This window comes from Mesorhizobium sp. M7A.F.Ca.US.006.01.1.1, assembly GCF_003997935.1.
Taxonomy (GTDB): domain Bacteria; phylum Pseudomonadota; class Alphaproteobacteria; order Rhizobiales; family Rhizobiaceae; genus Mesorhizobium.
Map to the genome: position 1 here is coordinate 16,479 of NZ_RZQL01000002.1, position 15,132 is coordinate 31,610.

The following is a 15,132-nucleotide window of genomic DNA, read 5'->3' on the forward strand; positions in this document are numbered from 1 at the left end:
TGCGATCACTCCGCCGCCTGCGCAAACCCGACCGAGGCCATCGGCCGGAATTCGTGCTTGTCCTTGCCGGAAACGCGTTCAGACCACGGGTCGACCTGGGCGAATTTCTGGCTGAAGACGAAGCGGTCGTAATAGGCCTTGCGCTTCTCGCCATCGTCCATGATCTGGCGCTTGATTTCGGGGATGCCGATGCGCTTGGCCCATTTGTAGATGCGCTCGAGATAGCGGCCCTGCTCGCGGTACATCTGCGTCAGCGCCACGATGTGCTCCAGCGCCTCGTCCTCGGTCCTGACCAGGCCGAGCACCTCGGTGCCCTTGATGTCGAGGCCGGCCGCCCCGGCGAAATGGATCTCATAGCCGGAGTCGACGCAGATGACGCCGACATCCTTGCAGGTCGCCTCGGCGCAGTTGCGCGGACAGCCCGACACCGCCATCTTGACCTTGGCCGGCGTCCACGAACCCCACATGAATTTTTCGATGCGGACGCCAAACCCCGTCGAATCCTGCGTGCCGAAGCGGCACCAGTCCGAGCCGACGCAGGTCTTCACCGTGCGCAGGCCCTTGGCATAGGCGTGGCCGGAGACGAAGCCGGCCTGGCCGAGATCGGCCCATACCGCCGGCAGGTCTTCCTTACGGATGCCGAGCATGTCGATGCGCTGGCCGCCGGTGACCTTGACCATCGGGATCTCGAACTTGTCGACGACGTCGGCGATGGCGCGCAGCTCCGCGGCATTGGTGACGCCGCCCCACATGCGTGGCACCACCGAATAGGTGCCATCCTTCTGGATGTTGGCGTGTACGCGCTCGTTGATGAAGCGCGACTGGTAGTCGTCGGCATAGTCGTCCGGCCAGTCGCAGACGAGATAGTAGTTGAGCGCCGGCCGGCATTTGGCGCAGCCGCAGGAGGTCGTCCACTCCAGTTCCTGCATGACGGCGGGAATGGTCTTCAGGCTCTTGGCGATGATCAGCCGGCGCACCTCATCATGGCCGAGCGTCGTGCAGCCGCACATCGGCTGCACCGCCGCCGGATTGTACTTGTCGCCGATGGTCAGCACCATCAGCTTCTCGACCAACCCGGTGCAGGAGCCGCAGGAGGCCGACGCCTTGGTGTGGGCGCGCACAGCGTCGAGCGAGGTCAGCCCCTTGGCCGTGATCGCGCCAGTGATCTTTCCCTTGCAAACGCCGTTGCAGCCGCAGATTTCCGCATCATCCGGCAAGGCTGCAACGGCCGCCATAGGGTCCAGCGGGGCACCCCCCTGGTAGGACTGGCCGAAGATGAGCGTGTCGCGCATCTCGGAAATGTCGGTCTGCTTCTTCTTGAGATCGTTGAACCAGGCGCCATCGGCCGTCTCGCCATAGAGCACGGTGCCGATAATGCGGTCGTCCTTCAGCACCAGGCGCTTGTAGACGCCGGCGGCAGCGTCGCGCAGCACGATCTCCTGGCGGTCCTCGCCCTCGGCGAAATCGCCGAGCGAGAACAGGTCGATGCCGGTGACCTTTAGCTTGGTTGGCGTGTCCATATGGACGAAGGCCGCCGCTTCGTTGCCGGCAAGCTGGCTGGCGGTGACGCGTGCCATCTCGTAGAGCGGTGCCACCAGACCATAGACCTGGCCGTTGACCTCGGCACATTCGCCGAGCGCGTAGATGTCGGGATCGTTGCTGCGCATGCCGGCGTCGACGACGATGCCCCTGTTGACGGCGATGCCGGCCTGTTTCGCCAGCGCCGAATTCGGCCTGATGCCGACGGCCATCACCACGAGCGTTGCTGGGATAATGGTGCCGTCAGCAAGCTCCACCTGCCCGACCTTGCCGTTGCCTGTGATCGCCTGTGTGTTGGCCTTGGTGATGACCTTGATGCCGCGCTGTTCCACCGCACGCTGCAAGAGATAGCCGGCGGCCGGATCGAGCTGGCGCTCCATGAGCGTCGGCATGACATGCAGCACGGTGACGTCCATGCCTTGCGCGTTCAGCCCCGCCGCCGCCTCCAGTCCGAGCAGGCCGCCGCCGATGACCACCGCCTTGGCGCGCGACTGGGCGGCGAGCATCATGGCCTGCACGTCGTCGAGATCACGATAGGTCAGCACGCCCGGCAGATCATGGCCGGGCACCGGAATGATGAACGGCACCGAGCCGGTGGCGATGACGAGCTTGTCGTAGGGCTCGGTGACGCCATGATCGGAGGTGACGGTCTTCGCCGTCCGGTCGATGGCGACGATCTTGTGGCCCTTGTATAGGGTGATGTTGTTGGCGATGTACCAGCCGTCGCCGTGGATGATGATCTCCTCATAGGCCTTCTCGCCCGACAGCACCGGCGACAGCATGATGCGGTCGTAATTGACGCGCGGCTCGGCGTTGAAGATGGTGACGGTGTAGCGGCCTGGCGCCTGTTCCAGCAGGTGCTCCAGCATGCGCCCGGGGGCCATGCCGTTGCCGATGATGACAAGTCTTTCGCTCATGGTGCTACTCCGCGGCTTCGACGAAGCGGTGGCGTTCGTAGAGGAACTTCAGCACCGCCTCGCGGCAGCGCAGGAAGGTCCGGTCGGACGAGAGTTCGACGCGCCGGCGCGGCCGCGCCAGCGGCACGGCAAGCACTTCGCCGATGGTCGCCGCCGGGCCATTGGTCATCATGACGATGCGGTCGGACAGCAGCACCGCCTCGTCGACATCGTGGGTGATCATGATCGTCGTCGAGCCGAGCCTGGAGTGGATGTCCATCACCGCATCCTGCAGATGGGCGCGCGTCAGCGCATCGAGCGCGCCGAACGGCTCGTCGAGCAGCAGTATCTTCGGCTCCATGGCCAGTGCTCGGGCGATCCCGACGCGCTGCTTCATGCCGCCCGATATTTCTGCCGGGCGTTTATCCTTGGCATGCGCCATCTGCACGAGGTCGAGATTGCGCATGATCCAGTCATGCCGCTCGGCCTTGCTCTTCGAACGACCGAAGACCTTCGACACCGCCAGATTGATGTTTTCGTAGACGGTCAGCCACGGCAAAAGGCTGTGGTTCTGGAACACCACGGCGCGTTCCGGTCCGGGGCTGTCGACCTCCTTGTCCTCGAGCAGCACGGCGCCGGCGGACACTTTGGTCAGCCCGGCGATCAGATTGAGCAGGGTCGACTTGCCGCAGCCGGAATGGCCGATGATGGAGACGAATTCGCCCTTGTCGATGGTCAATCGGATGTCCTTCAACACCTCGCTGACCTGGGCACCACGGGCAAAGGATTTGTCGATATGATCGAGTTTCAGATAGGCCGTCATTGCCCTCTCCTCACTTTGCCGTTGTGCCGCGGGTGACGAAGGCGCCGACCGCCGCGACCAGCCGGTCAAGGCAGAAGCCGGTGACGCCGATATAGGCGAGCGCGACGATGATGTCGGGCAGCCGCGACGAGTTCCACGCGTCCCAGATGAAGAAGCCGATGCCGACGCCGCCGGTCAGCATTTCGGCGGCGACGATGGCGAGCCAGGACAGGCCTATGCCGATCCTCAGGCCGGTGAAGATGTAAGGCGCGGCGGCCGGCACCATGATCTTGACGAAGAATTCGAACTGGTTGAGCCGCAGGATGCGCGACACGTTGCGGTAATCCTCGGGAATGTTGCGCACGCCGACCGCGGTGTTGATGATGATTGGCCAGATCGACGTGATGAAGATGACGAAGATCGCCGACGGGCTGGAATCGCGGAACGCCGCCAGCGACAGCGGCAGCCAGGCCAGGGGTGGCACCGTGCGCAGGATCTGGAACACCGGGTCGAGGCCGCGCATCGCCCATATCGACTGGCCGACCAGCGCGCCGAGAGCGACGCCGACGATCGCAGCCAGGCCGAAACCGATGGCGACACGCTGCAGCGAGATCAGCACCCGCCAGGCGAGCCCGATATCCTGCGGGCCATTGTCGAAGAACGGATGTGCGATCAGATCGTAGGCCTCGTTCCACACCTGGGTGGGCGGCGGCAGGCTCGATGTCGGCGACGAACAGGCGATCTGCCAGACGACCAACATCAGCGCGATGACGATGATGGGCGGCACCAGCGCGCTCGCCAGTTTGCCGGCGATGGCGAGCGGATCGAAGCGACGCCGCGCCCTGGCGGTAAAGGCGATGACCGCTGCCGGCTTGGCGGGAAAGGCCTTCACCTTGGTGTCCTCGATAGTCTGGATCGACATGTCTGGGGAAAACTCCGTGGGGCAGATAATTCGAGCGACAAACGGCGCAATGCGCCGTTTGCGCAGGGGTTCAAGCCGACGCCTTGATCTTCAGGCTGTCGAGATAGGCGGACGGGTTGGCCGGATCGAAGATCTTGCCGTCGAAGAAGGTCTCGACACCACGCGACGATGAGGCCGGAACGTCGGCTGCCGCGACACCGAGATCCTTGGCCGCCTCGCGCCACAGATCCTCGCGGTTGACCTGATCGACCAGCGCCTTGATGTCGGTGGTCGGCGCGAATTTGCCCCAGCGGATGTTCTCGGCAAGGAACCACGCATCGTGGCTCTTGAACGGATAGGAGACGCCGCTCTTCCAGAACTTCATGTAGAGATCGGTGCCGTTGGCGACGCGGCCATTGCCGTAATTGATGTCGCCCTTGAGGCGGCCGATGATGTCGGCGACTGGCACGTTCATCCATTGCCGCTTGCCGATGATGGCGGCCATCTCGTCCTTGTTCTCAGCAGCCTCGCACCATTGCTGCGCTTCCATGACGGCCATCAGGATCGCCTTGGTGGCATTCGGGTGTTTCTCGATGAATTCGGCGCGCAGGCCGAGCGCCTTTTCCGGATGGCCCTTCCACAATTCGCCTGTCGTGGCGGCGGTGAAGCCGACGCCCTGGTGGACGAGCTGCTCATTCCACGGCTCGCCGACGCAGAACACGTCCATGTTGCCGACCTTCATGTTGGCCACCATCTGCGGCGGCGGCACGACGATGGTCGAGACATCCTTGTCGGGGTCGATGCCACCGGCTGCCAGCCAGTAGCGCAGCCACAGATCATGCGTTCCGCCCGGGAAGGTCATGGCAGCCTTGATTTCCTTGCCGGCCGCCTTCTTGGCGGCGAAGGCGTCTTTCAGCTTCGAGGCATCGAGGCCGACACCGGTGCCGGCATATTCCTGGGCGACCGAAATGCCCTGGCAGTCGTAGTTGAGCCGCGCCACGATCGCCATCGGCATCGGCTGGTTGTTCTGCGTCACCTTGCCGGTGTGCATGAGGTAAGGCAGCGGTGTCAGTATATGGGCGCCGTCGATGCCGTTGGCCGCGCCGCCGAGCATCAGATTGTCGCGTGTCGCACCCCAGGAGGCCTGCTTGAGCACCTCGACATCGGGCATGCCGAACTTGGCGAACAGCCCCTTCTCCTTCGCGATCATCAGCGGTGCCGCATCGGTGAGCGCGATGAAGCCGAGCTTGGCGCCGGTGACCTCCGGAGTGGCGGTGGCGGCATAGGCGCCGGAAGGGAAGAGCTTGCGGGCCGCCACGAAAAGGCCGGCCGTCATCGCGCTGCTGACCAGAAAATCGCGGCGCGTCATGTCCTTGAGGGTCGTTCCAGTCCTGATCCGTTTCGTCATCGTCATCTCCGGTTGGGCGCGGCTTGGGATCCGCGTCGTCGATTGCGTGTTGATCAAAACAAAAAAGCCGCCAGCCAGGTCTTCGCGTCCGGGTGACCGGGAGCGCGCATTGACCTGAGCGGCAGCTTTGCCTGTGGCGCCCGCCATTGGACGCCTGTTCCGTGACCCGTGAAGGGCCTGTTTATTTTAAAGCAGGAACCGTGCCAGTTTCGAGAAAGATAAAAAGATCAATAAAATCAGCAACCACCGCTGATCGTAGGCGCGTTGGACGATATCCCGCACAGGCTATAGATTGTTCACTAGAGCAATTGCGCGCACAATTTTTGTGCAATGCACAAGAATGGCGCGGAAATGATCATGCTTCCGCGCGAACCGATTTCTGGCCGGTAATGTACGCGTCGATCTCGTCCGGATCGAAGATCTGGCCGTCGAAGAACCCATCCGGGCCGAGCACAAGGCCGGCGCCTGTCGCGCCAACCGCGGTGGCAACTTGGAGCGCACCCTCAACTTTCGAATTGGCGCCGGGAAGCGCCACGCCAAGCGGCTTCAGCGCCGAACGGTAGAGGTCGGGCCGGTAGCAGTCGCGAGCGATGGCAAGGTTTTCAGGCGTGTGCGCCACGTGCCCCCAGCGCACCATCTGCGTGTAGAACCACAGCGCATGGCTCTTCCACGGAAAGTTCGCCGCCTTGTCGAAGGGGAGGAAGAAGTCGTCGATGGTCCGCTCCGCGCCGCCGCCCAGTCGGAGATGGCCGGTCAGGATCGGCATCTGCACGGCCGGCGGCAGACCGAGGAAGCCGGCCTGCGCCATCACTCCGGCCAATTCGCCATGGTTGGCCGGATCCTGGCACCAGCGCGCCGAGTGATGCAGCGCGCGCAGCAGCGCCGCCAACGCCTCGGGGTTTTCGTCTGCCCAGGCTTTGCGCACGCCGATCACCTTCTCCGGGCTGTTGCGCCATATCCGCGCCTTGACGGTGACGATATGCCCGGTGCCGGCGGCAACCGCAGCACTGTTCCAGGGTTCGCCTACGCAGTAGCCATCGATGCGGCCGGTGGCCAGCGCATCCGCCATGAAGGGTGGCGGCACGATGACGATCTCGATTTCGCGCGTCGGATCGATGCCGCAGGCGGCGAGCCAGTAGCGCAGTTCGTAATTGTGCCCGGAATGCGGATGCACGACGGCAAAGCGCAGCGGGTCGCGGCCGGCCGCAGCGCGCTCGCGGATGAGCGCACGCAAAGCGACACCGGCGCGCGCCGGGTCGCGGCCGGCCGCAGCGCGCTCGCGGATGAGCGCACGCAAAGCGACACCGGCGCGCGCCGGGTCGAGGTCGGCCTTGGCGCCATGCGCTGCCATGCCCGCCCAAACGGCGTTGGAGATGGTGACGCAATTGCCACCGAGGCCGAGCGAGAACGGCACGATGGTTTCCGAGGCGAGCGGCGTCAGCCCGAGATTGCAGGCGAGCGGCATCGGACCCAGCATATGTGCAAGATGGAAGTGACCGATGGCGATGCGGTCGCGGATGTTGGCCCAGGACGTCTCGCGGTGCAGGGTGAGGTCGATGCCTTCCCGTGCCGCGAAGCCAAGCTCGCCGGCCGCGACCAGCACGGCGCTGTCGAAAAGCGGCATGAATCCGGAGGTGATCTGGTGCTCGGCAGCCATGCTCATTCGTCCTCCGGCGGTCCCAGCAGCCCCGCGGCAGTCACCAGGCTCTGGGCGATGTCGCCGATCTTGCGGTTCTGGTTCATCGCCGTCTTGCGCAGCAGCGTGTAGGCGGCCTCTTCGGAGAGGCCGCGCGATTTCATCAGGATGCCCTTGGCGCGGTCGATCACCTTGCGGCTCTCGAGCTCGCCGCGAACCTCTTCCAGTTCGCGCGCCATGCGCGAAAAGGCATTGAAGCGGCTGACCGCCATGTCGAGGATCGGCTTGACGCGCTCTTGCCGCAGACCGTCGACGACATACGCCGAAACACCGGCATCGACCGCCGCCTCGATCGAGGCCTGGTCGGAGCGGTCGACGAACATGGCGATCGGCCGTTTTACGGCACGCGAAAGCTGGAACATGTTTTCCAGCATGTCGCGGTTCGGGTTTTCGAGATCGATGACGATGACATCGGGCTCGATCTCTGCGATCCGCCGCGCAATGCCGGTCACGTCATGAATGACCGTGACCCGCTCATGCCCGGCCTCGCGCAACCCCGCCTCGATGATCGCGGCGCGGATGCGGTTTTCATCGATCACCAGGACGGCGAGTGCGGTTCGAACCATGCCTGCATTGTGACCAAGCGAAGGAATTGTGCAATGCGGTATGGTTGAGCAACCCGATATTCGCTGACCGCGCCGCAGGCGCCTAATCCGCCGCCAGCGCCGTGACCTCGCGGCGGAAGGGCAGTGCGTCGCCGATATCGGCTTCGTCCAGCTCGCGGGCGAAGCGGTGGCCGGCGTAGGTTGCCCAGGCGATCGGACCCGGCGCCTCGGCATCGCCGATGATTTTGATCGAGCGGATGCCGCTATCGGCCCATTGATCTCGCCGCGCCTTCAGTTCGCACCAGACGCCATCGTCCTGTTGGCGCGACGTCACGAGCACGACGGCGTCCGCGGCGAAGTCGCATTGGCTGCCCGTATAGGCGCACGCCGTGGCGACACCGCCCGGCACGATGCGCGTCACGGTCCGGTTCAGCACGATCTCGACGCCGAGCTCGGCCAGCCGGCGGTGGATGGCGCCCTGCTCCAGCGTGTTGCGGGTCCAGTCGGACACATAGGCCGACGGCGTCACCAGCGTCACCTTCGTGCCCTGGCGCGCCATCAGCTCGGCCAGGACACCGCCCATGTAATAGTGGTCGTCGTCGAACAGCACGACGCTGCCGGTCGGCACATTGCCGCCCATCAGATCGTCCGGCGTGTAGACCGGCATGGCCGGGTCCACCGGCATCGGCACGACATGCGCGCGCGCCACGCCGTCGCGGAGCCAAGTCGAGCCGGTGGCGATGGCAATGTTTTGAAAGCCGAAGGCCAGGATGTCGTCGGCCGACAATCGGCTTTCGAAATAGACGTCGACATTGTGCATCTGGCTGATCTGGTACTGGCGATAGTCGCGCACCCGCCCCCATGCCGAGAGACCGGGCAAGCGGCACTCGCGCGCCACCCGGCCGCCAAGCTCGGTGCCGGCTTCGGCGATGGCCACCTGATAGCCGCGCAGGCCGAGCGCACGCGCCGCCTCCAACCCTGCAGGGCCGGCGCCGACGATCAGCACGCTGTCGCTGTCGCCCTTGGCCTGCATGCGTTCGGGATGCCAGCCCTTGCGCCACTCCTCCATGAAGGTCGGGTTCTGCGTGCAGCGCGAGATCGACATGGTCATGTCGCCGGTGATGCAGATGTTGCAGCCGATGCATTCGCGAATGTCCTCGATACGCCCCTCCTCCACCTTCTTCGGCAGGAAGGGATCCGCAATCGACGGGCGCGCGCAGCCGATGAAATCGAGCGTACCGGACTTGATCATCTTCACCATCACGTCCGGCGAGGTGAAACGACCGACGCCGACCACCGGCTTCGAGGTCAGCTTCTTGATGCCGGACACAAGGCTCTCCTGCGCGCCCTCCTCCTTGAACCGCGACGGCCCCGAACAATCCTCCCAGGCGCCATGCGCCAGATCCCAGAGGTCAGGCAGGTCCGCATGCATCTCGATCATGTCGCGCACTTCGGAATTGGCGAAGCCGAGTTCGCCGATCATCTCGTCCAGCGACAGCCGCAGCGTCAGGCCGCACGTGTCGCCGATGGCGTCCCTGCCCTCTTCGATCAGCTCGCGCATCAGCCGCGAGCGGTTCTCCAGCGAGCCGCCATATTCGTCGCTGCGCTGGTTGGTGGCGGTGGACAGGAAGTGCTGGATGATGCCGAAGCCATGCGCGCCGTAGAGGCACACCAGATCGAAGCCCGCGAGCCTCGCCCGTTTGAAGGCATTGCGGTGCCAGCGGCGCAGGTCGCGTATATCCTGCTTGTCCATGGCGCGCGCCTGCACCGGATCGTTGGTGAAGGTGCGAATGGGCAGGGCCGACGGTCCGCGCGGCACTTCCTTGGTGTAGAGGTTAGGTCCGTTGATGCCTGAATAGGCCAGTTGGATGCCGGCCAGCGCGCCATGCTGATGCATAGCCTTGGCCATCTTCGCCAGTGCCGGGATATCGGCATCGTCCCACAGCCTGAGCTCGATGAAGGGCGTGATCTCCGATGTATGGTGCATCTCGGTCTGCTCGGTGAAGATGACACCCCAGCCGCCTTCCGACTTGATGCGGCGCATCTCGGCCGCGGCCGAAGGGTCGCGATAGCCGCCGCCATTGCAATGCGGCACCTGATAGAAGCGGTTCTTGGCGGTCACCGGACCGATCTTCACAGGCTCGAACAGAATGTCATAGCGCGGATCGCGCATGGAATTTGCCTTCCTGCCAGTGTCGCCTTGCCACATGCTCGATCATGGTTTCGAGCCGTGGCGCAAGTCGGCCGGCCAGTGGGTGATGCCGTGAGACCATTCATAAGTTGCAGCGGGCGCCGGAAAACAACAGATTTCTTCTGTGCCGATTAGGCCGCGCCTAATCGCGTTCACCCGGATTAGCATCCGCTGAATTTCGGCTGAGCCAAATGCGACTTCAAGGCCACCGCTGCGCGATGTTAGATAGCGCCACGGCCAATGAGACACAAGACGCATGGACAGCATCCAGATCCTTGAAAAGCTGCTCGCATTCCCGACGGTGAGCCGCGACTCGAACCTCGCCCTCATCGGCTACGTGGCGGAGCCGCTGGACGCGCATGGCATTGCTTGCCAGATCATCCACAGCGAGGACGGCCACAAAGCCAATTTGTTTGCCACCATCGGACCGACTGATGCTTCCGGCATCATGCTGTCCGGTCACACCGACGTCGTTCCGGTCGACGGCCAGGCCTGGACGCTGCCGCCCTTCGAGATGACCAACCGCGACGGCAAGCTTTACGGACGCGGCGCGGCCGACATGAAGGGCTTCGTCGCCTGCGCGCTCGCCGCGTGCCTCAAGGCCGCGAAAATGACGCTGAAGACGCCGCTGCACCTGGCACTCTCCTACGACGAGGAGATCGGCTGCATCGGCGTGCGCAGCCTGATCGACACGCTGCGAGCGGCCCCGCATCGGCCGTTGCTATGCATCGTCGGCGAGCCGACCGATATGCAGGTGGCGACGGGGCACAAGGGGAAGCTTGCCGCACGCGCGCTTTGCAAGGGGCGCGAGGGCCATTCGGCGCTGGCCCCGCTGGCGCTCAACGCCATCCATCTCGGCTGCGATTTCGTCGCCGCCTTGCGCCGCGAACAGGACCGGCTGGTGCGCGATGGCGCCCGCGACGGCGACGGCGACTACGACATTGCCTACACGACCGTCCATGTCGGCAAGATCAACGCCGGCGTGGCGCTGAACATCGTCCCGAACCTTTGCCAGGTCGACTTCGAAATCCGCAATGTCGCGGCCGACGATCCGCACGAGATTCTCGACCGCCTGCGCGAGGAGGCTGCTCGTATTGCTTTCGAAGCCTCGACCATCGCGCCCGAGGCGGCAATCGACATCGACATCACCAACACCTATCCAGGCTTGGACACGCCAGCCAGTTCGCAAGTTGTCGCCTTCGTCAAATCGCTGACCGGCGCCAACAACACCATCAAGGTCGCCTTCGGCACGGAAGGCGGCCTGTTCAGCCGCGATCTCGGCACGCCTACGGTCGTGTGCGGACCGGGATCGATGGCGCAGGGACACAAGCCGGACGAATTCGTCAGCGTCGAGCAGATGCGCCGCTGCGACGCCATGCTGGAAAAATTGCTGCAACGGCTTGCCGACCAGCAGCTGGCTTAACCGGGCGCTACTTCTGTGGAAGCGCTGCCTGGCCGACGGCCCGCTCGGCGCCGAACACACCTTGCTCGACGACAAAATGCCGGCAGTGGTCGATGAACGCCTGGGCGGTTTGCGTGCGGTGTTCGGAATTGGGCAAGGCGACGCCCATGGTCAGCGGCCGCAGATCACCATCCAGCGGCACGAACACCAGCGGCTTGCCGTCCGGCGCCAGCGTGTTGAGCGGCCGCATATTGGCGATGCCGTAGCCGAAGCCGTTGGCCACCATGGAGCGCATGACCGCGATATCGCCGGTGCGCTCGGCAATGTTGGGCCGTATTCCCCGCTGGTGGAATGCCGACAGGAAATATTCGCGGCTGTACGGCAAGTCGAGCAGCACCATCGGCTCGTCGGCCAGCTCTTCCGTCGTGATCGACGCCTTGGCCGCGAAGCGATGCCCAGCCGGCAGCATGACATAGGCCGGCACCAGCATCAGCGGCTCGAAGGTCATGTCCTGCGACAGTTCGAGATCGTAGGTCAAGGCAAGGTCGATTTCGCCGCGCTGCAGCATCTCGAGCAATTGCCCCTGATTGCGCTCGAACTGGCGCACGCGCACATCGGGATAAGCGCGCTCGAACCGCATGCGCAGCGCCGGCAGCACGATCTGCGCAAAGGTCAGCAGGCATCCCACCGCCAGCGGGCCGCGCACCTTCTCGGCAAAATCGCCGGCGACGTCATGCAAGGCGTCGGCATCGTTGAGCAGCCGCGCGGCTTCCTTCAGGAAGATGCGGCCGCCGGCGGTGAGCGAGAGGCCGTGCGAATGCTTGCGGACAAAAAGCTGGACACCGAACTCGGTTTCCAACTGCGCGATCGAGGCCGAAATCGAGGGCGGCGAGACATTGACCTGTTCGGCCGCCTTGGCGATGGAGCCGGCTTCGCCCACGGCGACGAAATATTCCAACTGTCTGAGCGTGAAGCGTAGCGGCATGGCTGGCTATGTTGCCGGTTTGAGGGCTTCGATCAAGCTTAATGCATGTCGCGCAAAAGTGGCCCCGGTTTTGCGCAAACGACATGCATGGAGCAAAGGCCTAAAGCGCATCGCTTGAATCCGTTCAATCGCGACGCGCTTATGCGCCCATCAGTATCTAATCCATGTCGTTTTGAGCGCGGTGTACTTGTCGAGCGCATGCAGCGACAGGTCGCGGCCGAAGCCCGATTGCTTGAAGCCGCCGAACGGCGTCATCAGGCTCAGCGCATCGACCGTGTTGACGGAAACCGTGCCGGCATGCAGCCGGCCGGCGACGCGGTGCGCGCGCGACAGGCTGTCGGTCCACAGCGATGCGGCGAGCCCGTATGGGCTGTCATTGGCGATGCGGATCGCGTCGGCCTCGTCGTCGAAGGCGATGACCGAAAGCACCGGCCCGAAGATCTCGTCGCGAGCGATCGGATCGGCGGGCGCGACATCGTCGAAGATGGTTGGCTGGACAAAGCTGCCACGCCCGTTGACCGTCACCAGATCGCCACCCGCAACCAGGCGCGCGGTCTTCTTGCCGGCCTCGACGAAGCGCATGACATTGGCCGCGTGGCGGCTATCGACCATGGCGCCCATTTTCGAAGCCGGATCGAGCGGATCGCCAGGCTGCGTGACCGCCGCACGTTGCACCAGTTTCTCCACCAAGGCGTCCTTGATGCCGCGCTGGACGAGCAGGCGTGAATTGGCGGAACAGACCTCGCCCTGGTTGAAGAAGATGCCGAAGGCCGCCATATCGGCCGCCGCATCGAGATCCCTGCAGTCGGCAAAGACGAGGTTGGGGCTCTTGCCCCCGGTTTCCAGCCAGACCTGCTTCATGTTCGATTGGCCGGAGTACTGCAGGAACAGCTTGCCCACGGCAGTCGAACCGGTGAAGGCGAGACAATCCACATCCATGTGGCGGCCAAGCGCCTGGCCGGCGGTTTCGCCAAGGCCGGGCACGACATTGAGCACGCCGGCAGGCAGGCCCGCTTCAACAGCCAGTTCCGCCAGGAGCAGGGCCGACAGAGGCGACTGCTCGGCGGGTTTCAGCACCACCGAATTGCCCGCCGCCAGCGCCGGCGCGCACTTCCAGGTCGCCATGTCGAGCGGGAAGTTCCACGGCACCACTGCGCCGACCACGCCAAGCGGCTCGCGCCGCACCAGCACCAGATCGCCTTCGCCGGTCGGCGCCACCTCGCCATAGATCTTGTCTATGGCCTCGCCATACCATTGGAAGATCGCCGCCGAGCCGGGGACGTCGACCGAGGCTGCATCCCTGACGAGTTTGCCCATGTCGAGCGATTCAAGCAGGGCCAGTTCATGCAGGTTTTCGCGCAGCAACTGCGCCAGCCGCAGCAACACCTCCTTGCGGTGCGCCGGGCTGGTGCGCGACCAGACGCCGGCGTTGAAGCTGCGCCTAGCCGCGGCAACCGCCAGATCGATGTCTTCCTCGCCACAAGACGCCACCTCGGCCAGCACGTCACCGGTCGCCGGATTGACGCTGGCAAAGGTCCGGCCCGAACGCGCCGCGACCGTCTTGCCGTCGATGAACGCCTTGTCACGAAAACGGATCGCGGACGCCTTGCCGATCCAGTCCTTGTGGCTGAGTTCGCTCATCGCAGGTGACCCCTGTCTTGACTATTCGTCGCCCGGCACGCCGTAGCTCGGCGCATCGGAAGGGTTTATGGCGCGGGTCACGTAGGCATCGAGCTGTGGCTTATAGAGTTCCCACAGCGCCGCCAGTTGCTCGATAGGGCAATCGTCGGTCCAGTCGCAGCGCAGGTCGGCCACCGGCCACGCCACCTCACGCACCAGCTTCATGCCGGCGGAATGGACAGGACCGGCTTCTCCGCCGGCTTTCAGCGCGGCGCGCATGGTCGCGATGAGGCGGTCGGCGAGATGCCCCTCGGACGCCAGGAAGGCCTCGACCATGGCCTGTGGCACGCCGTCATGGGCCAGCATGTTGCCGCCGCAGGCGACATTTTCCGCACGCGCCTCCGCCCAGATGCCAAGCGCCCTGGGTCCTGAATGGATCGCGGTCGATCCAGCGGCGTCGACAGCCAGCACCTGCCGGTATTCGGGATAGGCACCGGTGCGCTTCAATATGGCAATCGCCTCTGCCGCCGACGCGCCCCGCGCCAGCAATTCGAGGCCTCGCAGCCCAAGCGTCGGGTCGGTGACGTTCTGGCTGGCAATGGCGCCGACGCCAGCCTGCGCATAGGCGCAGCGCGCCGCGACAGCAGGCGATGAGGAGGACACCGCGACCCCGAACATGCCGGTCCGGCTGCACCGCGCTACTATGGAAAAGGTCATCGCTATTAATCCGGGATAACGGCGGTGCCGTCGATCTCGACCAGCCAGTCCGGCCGCGCCAGGGCCTGCACGACAAGGCCGGTCGAAACGGGATGCACGCCTTTGATGTACTCGCCCATGGTGCGGTAGACCGCCTCGCGATGGCGTACATCGGTGATGTAGACCACCACCTTGACCAGGTGCTCCATGGTGCCGCCGCACTCCTCGATCAGCTGGCGGATGTTCTGCATCACCTTGTGCGTCTGCTCGACTGGATCATGGCTGTCGATGTTCTTGGCCGTGTCGAGGTCCTGCGGGCACTGGCCGCGCAGATAGACGGTCCTGCCGCCCCGCGTAACGACCGCCTGGCAGAGATCATTGTCGAGCTTCTGCTCGGGATAGGTGTCCTTGGTGTTGAACTTGCGAATTCTTGTATGCGCCATCTTGGTCT

At 64.4% G+C, this 15,132-nt stretch carries 12 protein-coding genes; 1 reads left to right on the plus strand and 11 read right to left on the minus strand.

What is annotated here, in order from left to right; genetic code table 11:
- Positions 1-5 precede the first annotated feature (5 nt).
- From nirB to EN943_RS00665, 7 genes are all read right to left on the minus strand, one after another.
- Positions 6-2,456 (minus strand): nitrite reductase large subunit NirB, encoded by a 2,451-nt coding sequence (gene nirB, locus EN943_RS00635; RefSeq protein ID WP_127411088.1) that lies wholly within the window; start codon positions 2,454-2,456, stop codon positions 6-8.
- Between the two features lie 4 nt (positions 2,457-2,460).
- Positions 2,461-3,258: an ABC transporter ATP-binding protein gene (locus EN943_RS00640; protein WP_127294759.1), complete on the minus strand. Its 798-nt coding sequence runs from the start codon at positions 3,256-3,258 to the stop codon at positions 2,461-2,463.
- 10 nt (positions 3,259-3,268) lie between these two features.
- Positions 3,269-4,159, minus strand: a complete 891-nt coding sequence (ntrB, locus tag EN943_RS00645; RefSeq protein WP_127411089.1) for a nitrate ABC transporter permease — start codon at positions 4,157-4,159, stop codon at positions 3,269-3,271.
- A 70-nt stretch (positions 4,160-4,229) separates the two neighbouring features.
- Positions 4,230-5,546 carry a CmpA/NrtA family ABC transporter substrate-binding protein gene (locus EN943_RS00650; protein WP_127411090.1) on the minus strand — a complete coding sequence of 439 codons (1,317 nt, stop codon included), beginning with the start codon at positions 5,544-5,546 and terminating at the stop codon, positions 4,230-4,232.
- Positions 5,547-5,901: 355 nt separating this feature from the next.
- Positions 5,902-7,203 (minus strand): CmpA/NrtA family ABC transporter substrate-binding protein, encoded by a 1,302-nt coding sequence (locus EN943_RS00655; protein ID WP_164778023.1) that lies wholly within the window; start codon positions 7,201-7,203, stop codon positions 5,902-5,904.
- 2 nt (positions 7,204-7,205) lie between these two features.
- Positions 7,206-7,808, minus strand: a complete 603-nt coding sequence (locus tag EN943_RS00660) for an ANTAR domain-containing response regulator (RefSeq protein ID WP_127267110.1) — start codon at positions 7,806-7,808, stop codon at positions 7,206-7,208.
- 82 nt (positions 7,809-7,890) lie between these two features.
- Positions 7,891-9,960: an NAD(P)-binding protein gene (locus tag EN943_RS00665; RefSeq protein ID WP_127411092.1), complete on the minus strand. Its 2,070-nt coding sequence runs from the start codon at positions 9,958-9,960 to the stop codon at positions 7,891-7,893.
- A 274-nt stretch (positions 9,961-10,234) separates the two neighbouring features.
- On the opposite strand from EN943_RS00665, the gene argE reads away from it, so the two are divergent.
- On the plus strand, positions 10,235-11,401 hold the full coding sequence (gene argE / locus EN943_RS00670) for an acetylornithine deacetylase (RefSeq protein ID WP_127411093.1): 1,167 nt from the start codon (positions 10,235-10,237) through the stop codon (positions 11,399-11,401).
- 7 nt (positions 11,402-11,408) lie between these two features.
- On the opposite strand, the gene EN943_RS00675 is transcribed toward argE, so the two are convergent.
- From EN943_RS00675 to EN943_RS00690, 4 genes are all read right to left on the minus strand, one after another.
- Complete coding sequence (locus tag EN943_RS00675) at positions 11,409-12,365, minus strand: LysR family transcriptional regulator (RefSeq protein WP_127256070.1); 957 nt, start codon at positions 12,363-12,365, stop codon at positions 11,409-11,411.
- A 150-nt stretch (positions 12,366-12,515) separates the two neighbouring features.
- Positions 12,516-14,006, minus strand: coding sequence for an aldehyde dehydrogenase (locus EN943_RS00680; protein ID WP_127411094.1), 1,491 nt, complete (start codon positions 14,004-14,006; stop codon positions 12,516-12,518).
- Positions 14,007-14,027: 21 nt separating this feature from the next.
- On the minus strand, positions 14,028-14,702 hold the full coding sequence (locus EN943_RS00685) for a DUF1028 domain-containing protein (RefSeq protein WP_127411095.1): 675 nt from the start codon (positions 14,700-14,702) through the stop codon (positions 14,028-14,030).
- 5 nt (positions 14,703-14,707) lie between these two features.
- Complete coding sequence (locus tag EN943_RS00690; RefSeq protein WP_023809426.1) at positions 14,708-15,124, minus strand: RidA family protein; 417 nt, start codon at positions 15,122-15,124, stop codon at positions 14,708-14,710.
- Positions 15,125-15,132: the final 8 nt, after the last annotated feature.